Annotated in this window: 9 protein-coding genes, 1 tRNA gene, 1 rRNA gene and 1 other annotated feature (1 of these 12 cut by a window edge); of the genes, 1 reads left to right on the top strand and 10 read right to left on the bottom strand. The window is 57.6% G+C overall.

Going from position 1 to position 14148, the window contains the following annotated elements:
* Positions 1-225: 225 nt before the first annotated feature.
* Positions 226-435: a hypothetical protein gene (locus tag HMPREF9161_RS07690; RefSeq protein WP_009729108.1), complete on the top strand. Its 210-nt coding sequence runs from the start codon at positions 226-228 to the stop codon at positions 433-435.
* 65 nt (positions 436-500) lie between these two features.
* On the opposite strand, the gene cysK is transcribed toward HMPREF9161_RS07690, so the two are convergent.
* The 10 genes from cysK to rrf form a co-directional block, all read right to left on the bottom strand.
* Complete coding sequence (cysK, locus tag HMPREF9161_RS07685) at positions 501-1436, bottom strand: cysteine synthase A (protein ID WP_009729107.1); 936 nt, start codon at positions 1434-1436, stop codon at positions 501-503.
* Positions 1437-1594: 158 nt separating this feature from the next.
* Entirely contained in the window at positions 1595-3589 is a 1995-nt protein-coding gene (locus HMPREF9161_RS07680) for a penicillin-binding protein (protein WP_009729106.1), read from the bottom strand.
* A gap of 116 nt (positions 3590-3705) precedes the next feature.
* Positions 3706-4548: an MOSC domain-containing protein gene (locus HMPREF9161_RS07675; protein ID WP_009729105.1), complete on the bottom strand. Its 843-nt coding sequence runs from the start codon at positions 4546-4548 to the stop codon at positions 3706-3708.
* 183 nt (positions 4549-4731) lie between these two features.
* A tRNA-Gln gene (locus HMPREF9161_RS07670) sits at positions 4732-4807 on the bottom strand.
* Between the two features lie 125 nt (positions 4808-4932).
* On the bottom strand, positions 4933-6327 hold the full coding sequence (scfB, locus tag HMPREF9161_RS07665; RefSeq protein ID WP_009729104.1) for a thioether cross-link-forming SCIFF peptide maturase: 1395 nt from the start codon (positions 6325-6327) through the stop codon (positions 4933-4935).
* A gap of 78 nt (positions 6328-6405) precedes the next feature.
* The gene (scfA, locus tag HMPREF9161_RS09830; RefSeq protein WP_009729103.1) at positions 6406-6543 is read right to left on the bottom strand and encodes a six-cysteine ranthipeptide SCIFF; all 138 of its coding nucleotides are present in this window, start codon (positions 6541-6543) and stop codon (positions 6406-6408) included.
* Positions 6544-6616: 73 nt separating this feature from the next.
* Positions 6617-7894 (bottom strand): UDP-N-acetylglucosamine 1-carboxyvinyltransferase, encoded by a 1278-nt coding sequence (murA, locus tag HMPREF9161_RS07660; protein WP_009729102.1) that lies wholly within the window; start codon positions 7892-7894, stop codon positions 6617-6619.
* 22 nt (positions 7895-7916) lie between these two features.
* Positions 7917-9908: a SpoIVB peptidase S55 domain-containing protein gene (locus HMPREF9161_RS07655; protein ID WP_009729101.1), complete on the bottom strand. Its 1992-nt coding sequence runs from the start codon at positions 9906-9908 to the stop codon at positions 7917-7919.
* 117 nt (positions 9909-10025) lie between these two features.
* Complete coding sequence (locus HMPREF9161_RS07650; protein ID WP_009729100.1) at positions 10026-11366, bottom strand: MFS transporter; 1341 nt, start codon at positions 11364-11366, stop codon at positions 10026-10028.
* Positions 11367-11573: 207 nt separating this feature from the next.
* Positions 11574-11690, bottom strand: a 5S ribosomal RNA gene (gene rrf, locus HMPREF9161_RS07645).
* Positions 11691-11796: 106 nt separating this feature from the next.
* Positions 11797-14148: a sequence feature (mutual gap in cmsearch alignment for this rRNA model is longer than 100), on the bottom strand (it continues 693 nt past the right edge of the window).

The raw sequence follows: 14148 nt of genomic DNA, 5'->3' as shown, positions 1-14148 counted from the left end.
TATAATGGTAATAAGATATAGGCTCACGAAAATAAGCGCTCCTACCTTCATTTATCCAAAATGAATTTTTATCTTATACGTTATATATCTTATATGTTCCAATAGCTTTTAATTATTTATTTCGCAGGCGTTTTTTATAAGAGCATCTCCTGCTTTATCACATTTCTTCTTGACAGCCGTGATAAAATAAAGTCAAAAGAATGGACCGATAAAGGAGGGGCACTCATGAAGAAATTGTTATCCGCACTCACCGCGGCATTCATCCTCGGAGTTGGAGCACAGGCGATTGCAGCGAGCTGTGAGAACGGCGCCTGCGAACTGCCAGAGAAGCAAAACCAATCATATTCTTATGGGAATGCCGGCGCCTACTGTGAAAACGGCACCGCGCAGGACATACGGTGTGAAGGGCTCCGCGGCAAATGCTGCGGATGCTGATCCGGCATAGAAAAACACCCGCATCACGGGTGTTTTTTTATTTTCCTTATTTTATTCCGTCGATGCTATTTGTCCTGAAACAGGTCCGTCGAGAGGTAGCGGTCGCCGCCGTCGGGGAGGAGGACGACGATGTTTTTGCTCTCATACGCGGGACGCTTGGCGAGGGCGACGGCCGCGGCAAGCGCCGCACCCGAGGAAATGCCGATGAGGACACCCTCGCGTCGGGCGAACTCTTTCCCGTAGGTAAAGGCATCCTCGTTCGACACGCGGATGACTTCGTTGTAGACGTTCGTATCGAGCGTATGCGGCACAAATCCTGCCCCAATGCCCTGGATCTTGTGCGGACCGGGTTTTCCGCCCGTGAGGACGGGCGAATCCACAGGCTCGACGGCAACGACGTAGACGGAGGGCTTTTGACTCTTGAGGTAGCGGCCGACACCCGAAACGGTTCCGCCCGTACCGACGCCCGCAATGAACGCATCGACGGCGCCGTCCGTGTCCGCCCAGATCTCCGGGCCCGTCGTACGTTCGTGTACGGCCGGGTTGGCGGGATTTTCAAACTGCGAGGGGATGAAGGAGTTTGGCGTCGTACGGTGGAGTTCCTCGGCCTTTGCAATGGCTCCTTTCATTCCCTGTGATCCGTCCGTCAGGACGATCTCGGCGCCGTATGCCTTGAGGAGGTTGCGCCGCTCGATGCTCATCGTCTCCGGCATGGTGAGGACGGCACGATAGCCGCGTGCCGCCGCGACGGAGGCGATGCCGATGCCCGTGTTGCCGCTCGTCGGTTCGATGAGGGTCGCGCCGGGGGCGATCTTGCCGGCCTTCTCCGCCTGCTCGATCATGGCAATGGCGATGCGGTCTTTGACCGAGCCCGCCGGGTTAAAATACTCCAACTTGACGAGTAAATTCGCCTTGAGTCCATGCGCCGCGCTGAACGATTTTGCCGCAAGCAGCGGCGTCCGTCCGATCAGTTCCGTAACGCTCCCGTAAACGTTTGCCATGATGCATTCTCCTTTATTCCCCATTTTGCATTAAACTAAACATATCTAAAAAGTATGTTTATATCATATACTGATTTTTACGCGCTGTCAATACCTATGAAAAATAAAACCGAGCCGGCCGGCCGAAAAACGAACGATCCGGTCCCCGATCGTATATGTTACGTCGGTTCGAAGTAGACTTTAATGCGCGCTCCTTGATCTACGATGTCGTTCACGCCGAGCGACTGGCGCACGGCCGCACCGGTGCCCTCGCTCTCAAAGGAGAGGCCTCGCTGCTGTGCGAGACGCGCGGCCTCGCGGATAGAAAGGCCCGTAAAGTCCGGAACGATCGCTTTGCCCTCGGGCGGCGCCGCGGCACTCTCGAGTCGTTTCTCATCGGCGGCGCTACGTGCGGACGATTCCTCCGCCGCTTCGGTAAAGGGGTTGCTCGACGGCTCGACATGCGCGTAGCGCAGGAGCTGAGTAAAGATACGCGAGGCGACGGGCGCCGCGATCTGCCCGCCGTAGAAGTTTCCCCCCCGCGGATCATCGATCATGACGAGCACGGTAAAGATGGGATCCTCGACGGGGGCAAAGCCGCAGAACGACGCGATATAACGCCCCTCCATATAGCCCGAAGAATCGAGACGGATCTTCTGCGCCGTACCGGTCTTGCCCGCAATGCGATAGCCCTTAACCGCCGCCTTAGCCCCGCCGCCCGCGGAGACAACCTGCTCGAGGAGCCCGATGAGCGTACGGTCAACCGTGCACTGAAGGGTCGTCCGAATCTCGCGGGGCGCGCGTTCTTCGTAGACGGAACCGTCCGGATTGCGGACGGCACGCACGATATAGGGGTGCATGAGCGTTCCTCCGTTGGCGATGGCGGACATCGCCGTAACGAGCTGAAGCGGCGTCACGGCGATGCTCTGGCCGATGGCGGTCGTCGCAATATCCGAGTCGCGCATGTCCTCCGCCTTGAAGAGGAGCCCCTCTTCCTCCCCCGGCAGATCAATGCCCGTCATTTCACCGAAGCCGAAAAGCCGCGTGTAGTGCATGAGTTTTTCCGCGCCGAGCGCGAGGCCGACCTGTGCAAAGCCCGTGTTGAGCGAGTTCTTTACGATATCGGTAAAGGTGACCGCACCGTAGCTCTCGTTGTTCCAGTTCTGGATCCGGCGCCCCGAAACCATGACGTAGCCGGGATCCATGAACACCTGGTTCGGTGTGACGATGCCCTCTTGGAGCGCCGCCCCCGCAACGATTGCCTTGAACGTCGAGCCCGGCTCGTAGATGAAGGAGACGGCGCGGTTTTTCCAGTTCTCGGACGGATAGTCCCAAAACTTATTGGGGTTGTAGGAGGGGCGCGACGCCATGGCGAGGACTTCGCCCGTCTTGGGATCCATGACGATCGCCGTGATGGAGGCGGGATTGTTCTCCGCCATCGCGCGGTCGAGCTCCTGCTCCACAATGAACTGAATCGTGCTGTCAATCGTCAGCACGGCCGTCTTGCAGTAGTCGCCCCGGTAGGTACGGCGGCTGAAAAAGATGGAGTCGAAGATCGGCCGCCGCTGTCCGTCGACAGTGAGCCGCTCCTCGCGCACCTCCCCTTTGAGCAGCGGGTCGAGCGCCTGCTCGATGCCGTCGAGCCCCTTGTCGTCGATGCCGACAAAGCCAAGCACATTCGCGGCGAGCGCGTCGTTCGGATAGTAGCGCTTCGCTTCGTTCTGAAAGCCGAGGCAGTCGCTGTAGCCTTTTTCACGGATGACGGCGCGCACCGCTTCGTACTCGTCGTGTTCCAGCCGCCGCTTCACCCACACGAATCCGCCCCCGACGGCGATATCGTCGAGGATATCCTGCTCCTTGAGGCCGACGAGGGGGGCGATGTCGGCGGCAATCTCCTCCGGCCTATGCGCGTCATAGACGTGGTTGGGGTCGATGAAGAGAGATTTCGTCATACTGCTGACGGCAAGTTCCTTGCCGTTGCGGTCGAGGATCGCGCCGCGCAGGGACTGGATGCGGAACTCATAGCCGCTCTGGTCCCGCATGCGCTGTGCGAGCGCGTCCCCCTGCACAACCTGCAGATAGGCATAGCGCCCCGTTAGGATCAGGAGAATGAGAAACATGCCGAATGCGACAAAAGCGATGCGCCCCCGCACCATAGACCGAATGTTTTTCATACGCTTCTTTGCTCCCCCATACATATTATTTCATTGGTATCATATCATAAAAGAGGGGAAAAAGAAAACCGCCGCGGCACGTCCGAAAACGTACTGCGGCGGTTTCCTGCTGTGCGTTATTCTCCCGTATCGTCGCGCAGGATATCAATGCAGCGCCGCAGTTCCGGCAGGATAAATCCGAGGCGTTCGCGCACCTTTTCCTCACTGCCCGGCAGATTGACAATAAGGGTGCGCTTTTTGATCCCCGCCGCGGCACGTGTGGACATGGAAAGCGCCCGCATCGCCTCGGAAACGCCCGGCACCTCGCACGCTGTTTCCTCGGCGGTCACATCGCGCGCAGAGCCCCCCGTACCGCCCGTTGTCAAGACGAGACCCACGCCGCGATCCGCCCAGAGGGAGATCTCGCGCATGATCTCTTCCCGCGCATCGGGCAGAACGCCGTGTCCCGCGACAGTATATCCTTCCTCCGCGAGCAGTTCTCGGATCGCGGCGCCCTTTTCATCCTCGTATCCGCCGCGTCCCTCTTGATCGCTCTCCGTGAGAACCGCCGCGTCGAGCGGGATCCGCTCCGTCGTAATCTCGAGTTCGTCCCCGACCGTCACCCAGCCGCCGTGAAGCACGCGGGCAAAACCGCCCGCGCGCGCCACGGCGGATCCGCCGTCAATTTGCATGATCTCGAGGAACACTTGTCCCACACGCAGCCGCGTCCCGGGCGGCAGTTCTTGGAACCGGAAGCCTTCCGCGACGAGATTCCAGCCGAATGCGCCCCCGTCGCCCTCCGTCCCGCGCGCGCAAATGTCGTCGATCTCACCGCTTCCTAAAAGATGCACCTGCCGATGCGGATCGCCCGCGTACGCGTCGCCGTCGATGCCGTGCTCCGTCACGAAGAACACGCGAACCGGCGTATATTTCTGCGTGCCGTCCTTCCCGCTGATGCACAGTGCCCGAATCACTCCCATATGAACCTCCCGCCCGATACGCTGCGCGCCGAGCGCGCAGTGCCGCGTCTATTTAAAATAATAATCTCCGCGTTTTGCCAAACGGCGGATATAACATCTCTTCCCGCTTATTATACACCATAGCGGCGTATTGAGAAACGACAAAAAACCGCAGCCGTTCGACTGCGGTTCCTACTTGACAAATGGCAGGGGTAGCTGGACTCGAACCAACGCATGCGGGATTCAGAATCCCGTGCCTTACCAACTTGGCGATACCCCTATCGATGCCGACAGGTCGGCAACATATGGAATTATAGGCGAAGATAAAAATCTTGTCAAGGGATTTTTTGAAAGTTCGGCCCCGCGGCGCGCCGAGCCCCTAAAAGTTCATATCTCGATGCGCGCCTATGGCAATGCCATGCGCGGCGATTCCGCTTCCGCTTCTTCTTTCTCCAGCGCAAGCACCGCCTGCACGAGGATCGCGCATTCGAGCCGCTTCTTCTGTATCTCGCAGCCGATTTCGTACGGATGTCGAATGTCGCCGTGAAAGAGGTCGGCGTTCGCGTGACACCCGCCGCTGCAGTAGAACCGCGCCCAGCAGTCGCGGCAGAGCGGCTTGTTGAGCACGTGGGAGTTGCGGAAATACGTCGGCAGCTCCATGCTCTCGACGCCCGTAAAGACGGAGCCGAGGCGGTAGCCCTCGCGCCCGACGAACTGATGGCAGGGATAGAGATCGCCGTTCTCCGCGACGGCGTAGTACTCGTGCCCCGCACCGCAGCCCGCAAGCCGTTTCGCCACGCAGGGGCCGTGGTTGAGGTCCATGTTGAAGTGGAAGAAGAAGAATCCCTTCCCCGCGCGCACACGGTTCAGATACGTCTCCGTGAGGCGGTCATACTCCTCGTAGATGCGGGGCAAATCCTCTTCGGTAAATCCGAGCGGGCTGTCTTTGAGGACGACGGGCTCCATCGAGAGGATATCGAACCCCGCCTCGTTCAGCGCGAGCACATCTTTTGTGAAATCAAGGTTCTCGCGCGTATAGGTGCCGCGCAGGTAATAGTCGCTGCCGCCGCGCGCCTCGACGAGCCTCCGGAAGTTCCGCATCACGATGTCGTACGTCCCCCGGCCCGCAGAGTCGGGGCGCATCGCATCGTGTACCTCGCGCCGTCCGTCCGAGGAGAGCACAACGGAGATATTGTTGTCGTTCAGCCAGGCGATATTTTTGTCCGAAAGCAGCATGCCGTTCGTCGTGAGCGTCAGTTTGAACTCCTTGCCCGTCTCCCGCTCACGTTTCCGCACATATTCCGTTACTTCCTTGACGGTGCGCAGATTCATCAGCGGCTCCCCGCCGAAGAAATCGATCTCGCAGTGTTTGCGGGGACCGCAGCCGTTAATGATGAAATCCACCGCCGCGCGCCCGACCTCGGGCGGCATGATCGCGCGATGTCCGCCGTAGCAGCCGCCGTCGCCGAAGCAGTACTTGCAGCGCAGATTGCAGTCCTGCGCAACCATGAGGCAGAGGGATTTTACAAGGCCGTGCGACTTGAAGGTCGGCGGCACGTCGATGTCGGGCGCAAAAAGCGCGCCCGCGTCCATGAGTTCGTGCAGCTCCCCGAGAGCCTCGCGCAGCTCCGGCGCGGGATAACACCCCGCAAGGCGCGCGACAACCGCATCGTCGTTCGTCCCGTTGAAGTCGTCCATGATGTCGTAGATCATCTCGTCGATGACGTGGACCGCGCCGCTGTTGATATCGATAAGGATGTGCATACCGTTCTGTTTGAACTTATGCGTCCGGACCTTCATTATTTCTCCTTTATTGCTCATCTGCCCCGACATAGAAAAAACCCTTCTCAGAGGAGAGAAGGGCCTGATGCCGACAGCTTACTTCGCGCAGGGCTGGTTGCCTACGGTGCAGGAAGTCTTGCAGGCGGACTGACACGATGCCTGGCATTCGCCGCAGCCGCCCGTGTAGAGCGTGGACTGCAGCGTCGGCTTATTGACCGTCTTGATGTGTTTCATGACTTATTCCTCCTCAATCGGTCATTGTCACTTAATTTTATCGCATAAATTGTATTGATGCAAGAACTTTTTCTTATTCCGTCCATTCAGCGTCGCGCCGTTCGATATCGGCGCCGAGCGCAACGAGTTTCGCAACGAGATCGTCGTAGCCGCGGTCGATATGATGGATATAACCGACACGCGTCTCTCCTTCTGCAACGAGCCCCGCGAGGACCATCGCGGCCCCCGCGCGGAGATCGGTCGCGCGCACCGCGGCGCCGCGCAGCGCATTGCCGCCTTCGACGGTCGCGGTCCGTCCGTCCACACGGATCTGCGCGCCCATGCGCGCCAGCTCATCGACATGCATGAACCGGTTCTCAAAAACCGTCTCGGTGACAACGCTCGTGCCCTCGGCGACGGCAAGCATCGCCATAAACTGCGCCTGCATATCCGTCGGGAACCCCGGGTACGGCATGGTCTTGAGATCGATCGCCTGTATGGGCCGCTCCGCCCGGACGCGGATGCCCTCAATGCTTTCCTCAATCACGGCGCCCGCCTCTTGGAGTTTCGCAACGACGGGCTTCAAATGCTCGCTGATGGCATTCTCAATGTAGACGTCGCCGTGCGTCATCGCCGCCGCGACCATATATGTCCCCGCCTCGATCCGGTCGGGAATGATCGTATAATCGGCCGCAGAGAGCCCGGGGACGCCGTCGATCTTGATACGGTTCGTCCCCGCGCCGCGGATCTGCGCCCCCATCACATTCAGATAGTTTGCGAGATCGACGATCTCCGGCTCCATCGCGGGATTTTCGAGAATCGTCTGCCCCTCCGCACAGGAGGCCGCCATCATGACGTTCTCCGTTGCCCCGACGCTCGGGAAGTCGAAATAGATGCTGGCGCCCTTCAGCCCGTTCGGCGCGCTCGCATGGATCGCGCCCTGCGTGATATCGATCTCGGCGCCGAGCGCCTCAAAGCCCTTGAGATGCAGGTCGATGGGACGGGTCCCGATCGCGCAGCCGCCGGGGAGCGATATCTCCGCCCGCCCCTCTCGGGCAAGCAAAGGGCCCATGATAAGGAAGGACGCGCGCATCTTGCGGACGAGCTCATAAGGCGCGACTGTGGTCGCGATCCGCGTGGCGTCAATCTTCAGCCGATGTTCGCCCGCCGCATAATCCGCGGATACGCCGAGCGAGCGCAGCACCGCGGAGATGGTATAGACGTCTTCAAGGGCGGGCACATCGTCAAGTACCGTAACGCCGCGGCTGCCGAGCAGCGCCGCTGCGATGATGGGCAGTACGGCATTCTTCGCGCCGCCGATCTTGACGCGTCCGCGCAGGGGTCTCCCTCCATGAATGACCAATTGTTCCATTCGCCGTCGTCCTCCTATGCGGCTATTCCTCTACCTTGAGACTTGCATGTATGACGTTCTCAATGACATACGGCGCAAAGAATCTCTCCTTCTTCTCCCGTTTCTTCTCATCTGCGAGAAGTTTCACGCCGCCCTTGTCCTGTTCTTTCTTCGCGGCACGCGCCGAAGCCTTGGCCGCTTCCTTGATGCGCTTCTTGAGTTCCTTTTCGGATGTCGGCGCGGGGGATGCGCCCGGCGCAATGATGATCTCGTTGTTCTGCCCCGCCTCCGCGAGATCGCGGAGCTTCTCTTCCGTCGTCTTGAAGCGTTCCTCATCATTGGGGACCTCGAGTCCCGCCTGTGCGAGCAGCATCAGCGGCGAAACGGGCACGAACCCGCCGCCGCGGATATCGAGGTTCAGCGTGCCGGGCACTTGATCCTTCGGCACTTGATACGGAATGGAAAGGGTCTCCTCCGCCTTCCGATACGGACGAATCTTCGTCTTGAACGTCACGGTGTCCCCCGGGTGCACGGTTGTCTTATCCGGTGTCGCCGAGACAAGCAGCGCCGTCTGACGGTCGCCGCTGAGTTCGACGTCCACATCCACATCCACGAGATCGGATTCTTTTTCCGTGTTTGTGACGATTGTAGCCACGGCCTGCATCAGTTCGGTAACGGCGATCTGTCCCACATCCGCCGCACTGTAATACATATTGCGCCGCTCAAATTTTCCATCCTCATAGGCATTGGTACGGATCGCAAACCGAATGCGCGCCGTGCTGGCTCCGAGGGAATCCGAGACCTTGCTCATCGCCGCATAGGCGATACTGCTCGAGAGCGCGGGCAGAAAATCCTCGTCATAGGCGATTTGCGCGCCAAATGTTTCTTCGGTGCCAAGCGCATTGTCCTTGACATGGATGCGCACGGGCACCGCCGTCGGAAATGTGCCGAGCACCCCCGCGACGCCCGTCTCGCGGTCTTGACTGATACGCCCGATCACACTGCCGATATTGGCGATCTTAACGCCGTTGCTCTGCCCCGCGATCGTACCGATGACATCCGCATCCGTCATGAAGTAATTGACATTGCCCTTGTGCATAAAGGAGTGGCCGAACGCCACAATTTTCTTCCCGTCAACGGCGGTCACCGTGCCCGTCGCGCCGATGCTGAAATCGCCGTAAACAACCGCAACGCCGATGGGCTGTCCGCCCTCGAGTGTCGCATCATAGCGCGTATGGAGCCGGCCGTTCCCCCCGGGGGCTCCGAGCGGAATGAACGTCGTTCCCGCCGGGAGCTGCCCCTGCAGATAGCGCAGCCCGGCCTCATTGAATCCGCGCGTAAAGAAATATGCCTTCTCCTCGGCTTCGGTTTTTTCCTGCGCCTCGGCAGACTCATCGCTTTCCTCGGAGGTCTCCGGTTCCGCCGCGGCGCCGCTTTTATCTTCTGTCTTCTCACCCGTGAGCGCGGCGATCATATCGCGCCATTCGGCCTCGCGCTCCGCGCGCGTCATCTTGTCGAAGGCCTTTTCCCGTGCGCGCAGTTTTTCTTTTTCCTCCGCCTTTTTACGTTCCTCAACGGCCTTTACAATATCGACCGTCTGGATACGCGTCTTATTTTTCGTGTCGGGCATATCCCACAGCGGGGTCATATCTTCGATCGGCGTAATAAAAAACGTATAGGGGCTGAGATCTTTGATCCCCGCAGCGAGCGCGCCGATGAGACGGCCGTCCACATAGATTGGGCTGCCGCTCATCCCTTGGAGCACGCCGCCGACATGCTCGATAAACGTACCGCTCGTCCGCGCCATGATCATACGCTGAGAGCCCTTGCCGCTCTCCATGCGCCCGATGATCTCAATCGGAAAAGTACGAATCTCGCCCGACGTATCGAGCACCGTATACGCCGTTCCGTGCATCCCCTCCGTCACCTCCTCATAGGGAAGAATCGGAGGCATCGCATGGACGCTCGGCGCAGCAAAGTTCAAAGAAAACGCAAAAAGAGACGCCGCAAGAAAGCGCTTCAAATTCTTTCGCAAAATGTCACCTCAAAAAAAATCTGTACTGCAATAGAGTTGATTCGCTCTATTGTAGCACAGACGGAAATTTTTCGCTAGTTTTTTCATGCGGCAGGATAGAGCCGGCAGGCAAGATAATTAACCGAGCGAATGCTCCAACTCCTCAAGCGTCCGCTGCTTGCTCTCCTTGCCAAGCAGGACAACCGTGGCGGAAATCAGCACAAAAACCGACGCAAACATTAAAAAGATATTCTGCAGCGGAAACGACTGAGCGATCATGACGCCGACAAGCATCGGCGCAATCATGCCGCCGATGCGGCCGAATCCGGCCGCCCAGCCGCTGCCGAGCGCACGCATCGACGTCGGATATTGCTCCGGCGTATAGGTATAAATAACGCCCCACGCGCCGAGATTGAAGAAACTCATCGCCGCGCCCCACATGAGGAGCGTCGCGACGCTGCCCGCGTTGCCGAAGAAGAAACTGCACACGCCGCTCATCAAGAGGAAAAGACCGAGCGTATAGCGGCGTCCGATGACATCGACCAGCCATGCCGCCGCATAGTAGCCGGGCAACTGCGCGAGCGTCATCACGAGAACATATTCAAACGTCTTGACAATCTCGAACCCCTGTGCATAGACGATGGACGGCAGCCACATAAAGATGCCGTAGTAGCTGAACACAATGCCGAACCACGCGCACCACAGCATGATCGTCCGCTGCCGCATCCCCTTCGCCCAGAGCGCCGGGAATCCGGGCGTCTCGACTGTCTCTGCCTGCACCGTCTGCGGCGCAAGCTGATCGAGGAAGGGTTTTTCCGGCAGCTTCAGCTGACGCTCAATCGCGCGAATGATCTCTTTTGCCTCATCCACGCGGCCTTTCGAGAGCAGATAGCGAACTGACTCCGGCATATGCAGACGCAGAACGAATACGTACAGCGCGGGCAATGTGCCAATGACAAACGCCGCCTGCCAACCGTAAACCGGAATCAGCAAATACGCGATACACGCCGCCGCGAGCCATCCGAGCGCCCAAAAGCTCTCCAATAGTACAATGAAACGACCGCGCAGATGTGCCGGCGCATATTCGCTCATGAGCGTTGCCGCGACCGGCAGCTCCCCGCCGAGCCCAAATCCGACAAGAAAGCGAAAAACAAGCAGCGATTCATAATTCCATGCGACTGCACAAAGCCCCGTCGAAATACTATACAGCAAAACCGTGAGCGTAAACACCTGTTTACGACCAATACGATCCGCAATTGTCCCTGCAAGCACGGCACCAAGCGCCATACCGATGAGTCCAATTGACCCGATCCATCCGGTCTGTGCGGGCGAAAGCGACCATTCTCGCGCGAGCACGGGCAAAACAAATGCGATGAGCCCCGTATCCATCGCATCGAACAGCCAGCCAAGCCCCGTAACCCCGAGGAGTTTGTATTGGAAGCTGCCGAGCGGCAGATATTCCAAACGATCCAAAATCATAGAGAAGGCCTCCCTTCAAGGTCTATATAAAAGCCGACACCTAGACCGTCAAAAATAAACACTGCCTAAGTTGACTGCTATTATAGTCCTGTGTGCTCAATATTGCAAGAGGTCATATTTCCCTGTTTTTCAAAGGAAAACTACAATTGAAAGGAAAAACCGCTGACGACAAAACAAAAAAGCCCGTAATTTCTCACGAGCTTATCTTTGCGGCAACTACCTACTCTCCCACGTCGTCTCCAACGAAGTACCCTCGGCCTGCGGACGCTTAACTGCTGTGTTCGGAATGGGAACAGGTGGTACCGTCCGGGCATCATCACCGCATACTTGAGTAAACTTTTGCTCACTCAAAACTAGACAGAAGAAACTCTTTAGCAAATTAGTTGCGAAATAACCTGTAATCATGGAAAGTGCTGCGCACTTTCCATCAATAAATCAAGCCCTCGACCGATTAGTACTGGTCAGCTGCATGCGTTGCCGCACTTCTACGCCCAGCCTATCTACCTCGTCTTCTGCAAGGGGTCTTACTCTCTTAATAAGATGAGATACTTCATCTCGGGACGGGCTTCACGCTTAGATGCTTTCAGCGTTTATCCCTTCCGAACGCAGCTACCCGGCCGTGCCCTTGGCAGGACAACCGGTACACCGTTGGTTCGTCCACTCCGGTCCTCTCGTACTAGGAGCAGCCTCCCTCATGTATCTTGCGCCCGCGATGGATATGGACCGAACTGTCTCACGACGTTCTGAACCCAGCTCACGTACCACTTTAATGGGCGAACAGCCCAACCCTTGGGACCTGCTTCAGCCCCAGGATGTGATGAGCCGACATCGAGGTGCCAAACCTCCCCGTCGATATGGACTCTTGGGAGAGATTAGCCTGTTATCCCCAGGGTAGCTTTTATCCGTTGAGCGATGGCAATTCCACTCTCTTTCCACCGGATCACTAAGCCCTACTTTCGTACCTGCTCGACCCGTCAGTCTCGCAGTCAAGCTCCCTTCTGCCTTTATGCTCTGCGCGCGATTTCTGTCCGCGCTGAGGGAACCTTTGGACGCCTCCGTTGCTCTTTCGGAGGCGACCGCCCCAGTCAAACTGCCCGCCTGGTACTGTCCCGAACACTGTTAATGTTTCGGTTAGATCCTTAGCATATAAAGGCCGGTATCCCAACGGTGACTCCAATACCTCTAGCGAGATATTTTCCCAGTCTCCCGGCTATCCTGTACGTTATATGCCAAAGACCAATGCCAAGCTGCAGTAAAGCTCCATGGGGTCTTTCTGTCCAGTCGCGGGTAACCTGCATCTTCACAGGTATTTCAATTTCACCGGGTCCCTCGTTGAGACAGTGCCCAAATCGTTACGCCTTTCGTGCGGGTCGGAACTTACCCGACAAGGAATTTCGCTACCTTAGGACCGTTATAGTTACGGCCGCCGTTTACAGGGGCTTCAGTTCGCTGCTTCTCCTCTAGGGATAACAACTCTCCTTAACCTTCCTGCACCGGGCAGGCGTCAGCACCTATACTTCAGCTTGCGCTTTCGCAGGCACCTGTGTTTGTGGTAAACAGTCGCTTGGGCCTCTTTTCTGCCGCCGGCTGTCGCTCCATTAGCTAGTAACTTCACAACCTCCGGCCATCCTTTTCCCGAAGTTACGGATGCATTTTGCCGAGTTCCTTAACGAGGGTTTTCCCGCGCACCTTAGGATTCTCTCCCCGCCTACCTGTGTCGGTTTTGGTACGGGCGGATCAGTTCTCGTTAGAAGCTTTTCTTGGCAGTGTAGTGCGGCTGAATTCAGATTGACCGTAGTCTCTCCTATCTATCGGTTCTCGGCCTTATAGTACGGGGATTTGCCTCCGTACTAGCCTACCGCCTTCGACGCGCCCAACCAGTCGCGCGCTCAGCTTCCTTCCTGCGTCACTCCATCCTCAAACAAACTGACCCGGTACCGGAATTTTCACCGGTTGTCCATCGCCTATGCTTTACGCCTCGGCTTAGGTCCCGACTTACCCTGGGGCGACGAGCGTTGCCCAGGATCCCTTAGGCTTTCGGTGGACAGGATTCTCACCTGTCGTTTCGCTACTCATACCGGCATTCTCACTTCTTACTCGTCCAGCAGTCCTTCCGGTCTGCCTTCTTCCAAGTAAGAACGCTCCCCTACCCAAAGTACCTTAGTACTTTGCCGCGGCTTCGGTTCTGTGCTTGAGCCCCGGATATTTTCGGCGCAGAGCCTCTCGACCAGTGAGCTATTACGCACTCTTTTAATGGTGGCTGCTTCTGAGCCAACATCCTGGTTGTTTTCGAAGTCCTACATCCTTTTCCACTTAGCACAGCATTTGGGACCTTAGCCGGCGGTCTGGGCTGTTTCCCTCTTGCGTACGGGTCTTATCACTCGCACGCTGACTCCTAAGCTGCCCATAGAAGCCATTCGTAGTTTGACTGGGGTCGGTAGGCTTTACGCCCCCTTGCCCGATCAGTGCTCTACCGTCTTTATGGTTATTCGCTTAAGGCTAGCCCTAAAGCTATTTCGGGGAGAACCAGCTATCTCCACGTTCGATTGGCATTTCACCCCTATGCACACCTCATCCGAAAGTTTTTCAACACTCACCGGTTCGGTCCTCCACTCATTTTTACCTGAGCTTCAACCTGGACATGCATAGATCACTGTGGTTTCGGGTCTGATCCATACTACTTCCGCCCTCTTAAGACTCGCTTTCGCTGCGGCTCCGCGTCTCCCGCTTAACCTCGCAGTATAAATCAACTCGCCGGTTCATTCTTCAATAGGCACGCCGT

The organism is Selenomonas sp. F0473 (genome assembly GCF_000315545.1).
Lineage (GTDB): Bacteria > Bacillota > Negativicutes > Selenomonadales > Selenomonadaceae > Centipeda.
Note: the sequence above shows the minus strand (reverse complement) of the source record. Positions and strands in the feature narration are given on the sequence as shown.

Bases quoted from the DNA above. Each gene is read 5' to 3' on its own strand.
- HMPREF9161_RS07690 (WP_009729108.1), top strand. From the start codon at position 226: ATGAAGAAATTGTTATCCGCACTCACCGCGGCATTCATCCTCGGAGTT.
- cysK (WP_009729107.1), bottom strand. From the start codon at position 1,436: ATGGCAAACGTTTACGGGAGCGTTACGGAACTGATCGGACGGACGCCG.
- HMPREF9161_RS07680 (WP_009729106.1), bottom strand. From the start codon at position 3,589: ATGAAAAACATTCGGTCTATGGTGCGGGGGCGCATCGCTTTTGTCGCA.
- HMPREF9161_RS07675 (WP_009729105.1), bottom strand. From the start codon at position 4,548: ATGGGAGTGATTCGGGCACTGTGCATCAGCGGGAAGGACGGCACGCAG.
- scfB (WP_009729104.1), bottom strand. From the start codon at position 6,327: ATGAAGGTCCGGACGCATAAGTTCAAACAGAACGGTATGCACATCCTT.
- scfA (WP_009729103.1), bottom strand. From the start codon at position 6,543: ATGAAACACATCAAGACGGTCAATAAGCCGACGCTGCAGTCCACGCTC.
- murA (WP_009729102.1), bottom strand. From the start codon at position 7,894: ATGGAACAATTGGTCATTCATGGAGGGAGACCCCTGCGCGGACGCGTC.
- HMPREF9161_RS07650 (WP_009729100.1), bottom strand. From the start codon at position 11,366: ATGATTTTGGATCGTTTGGAATATCTGCCGCTCGGCAGCTTCCAATAC.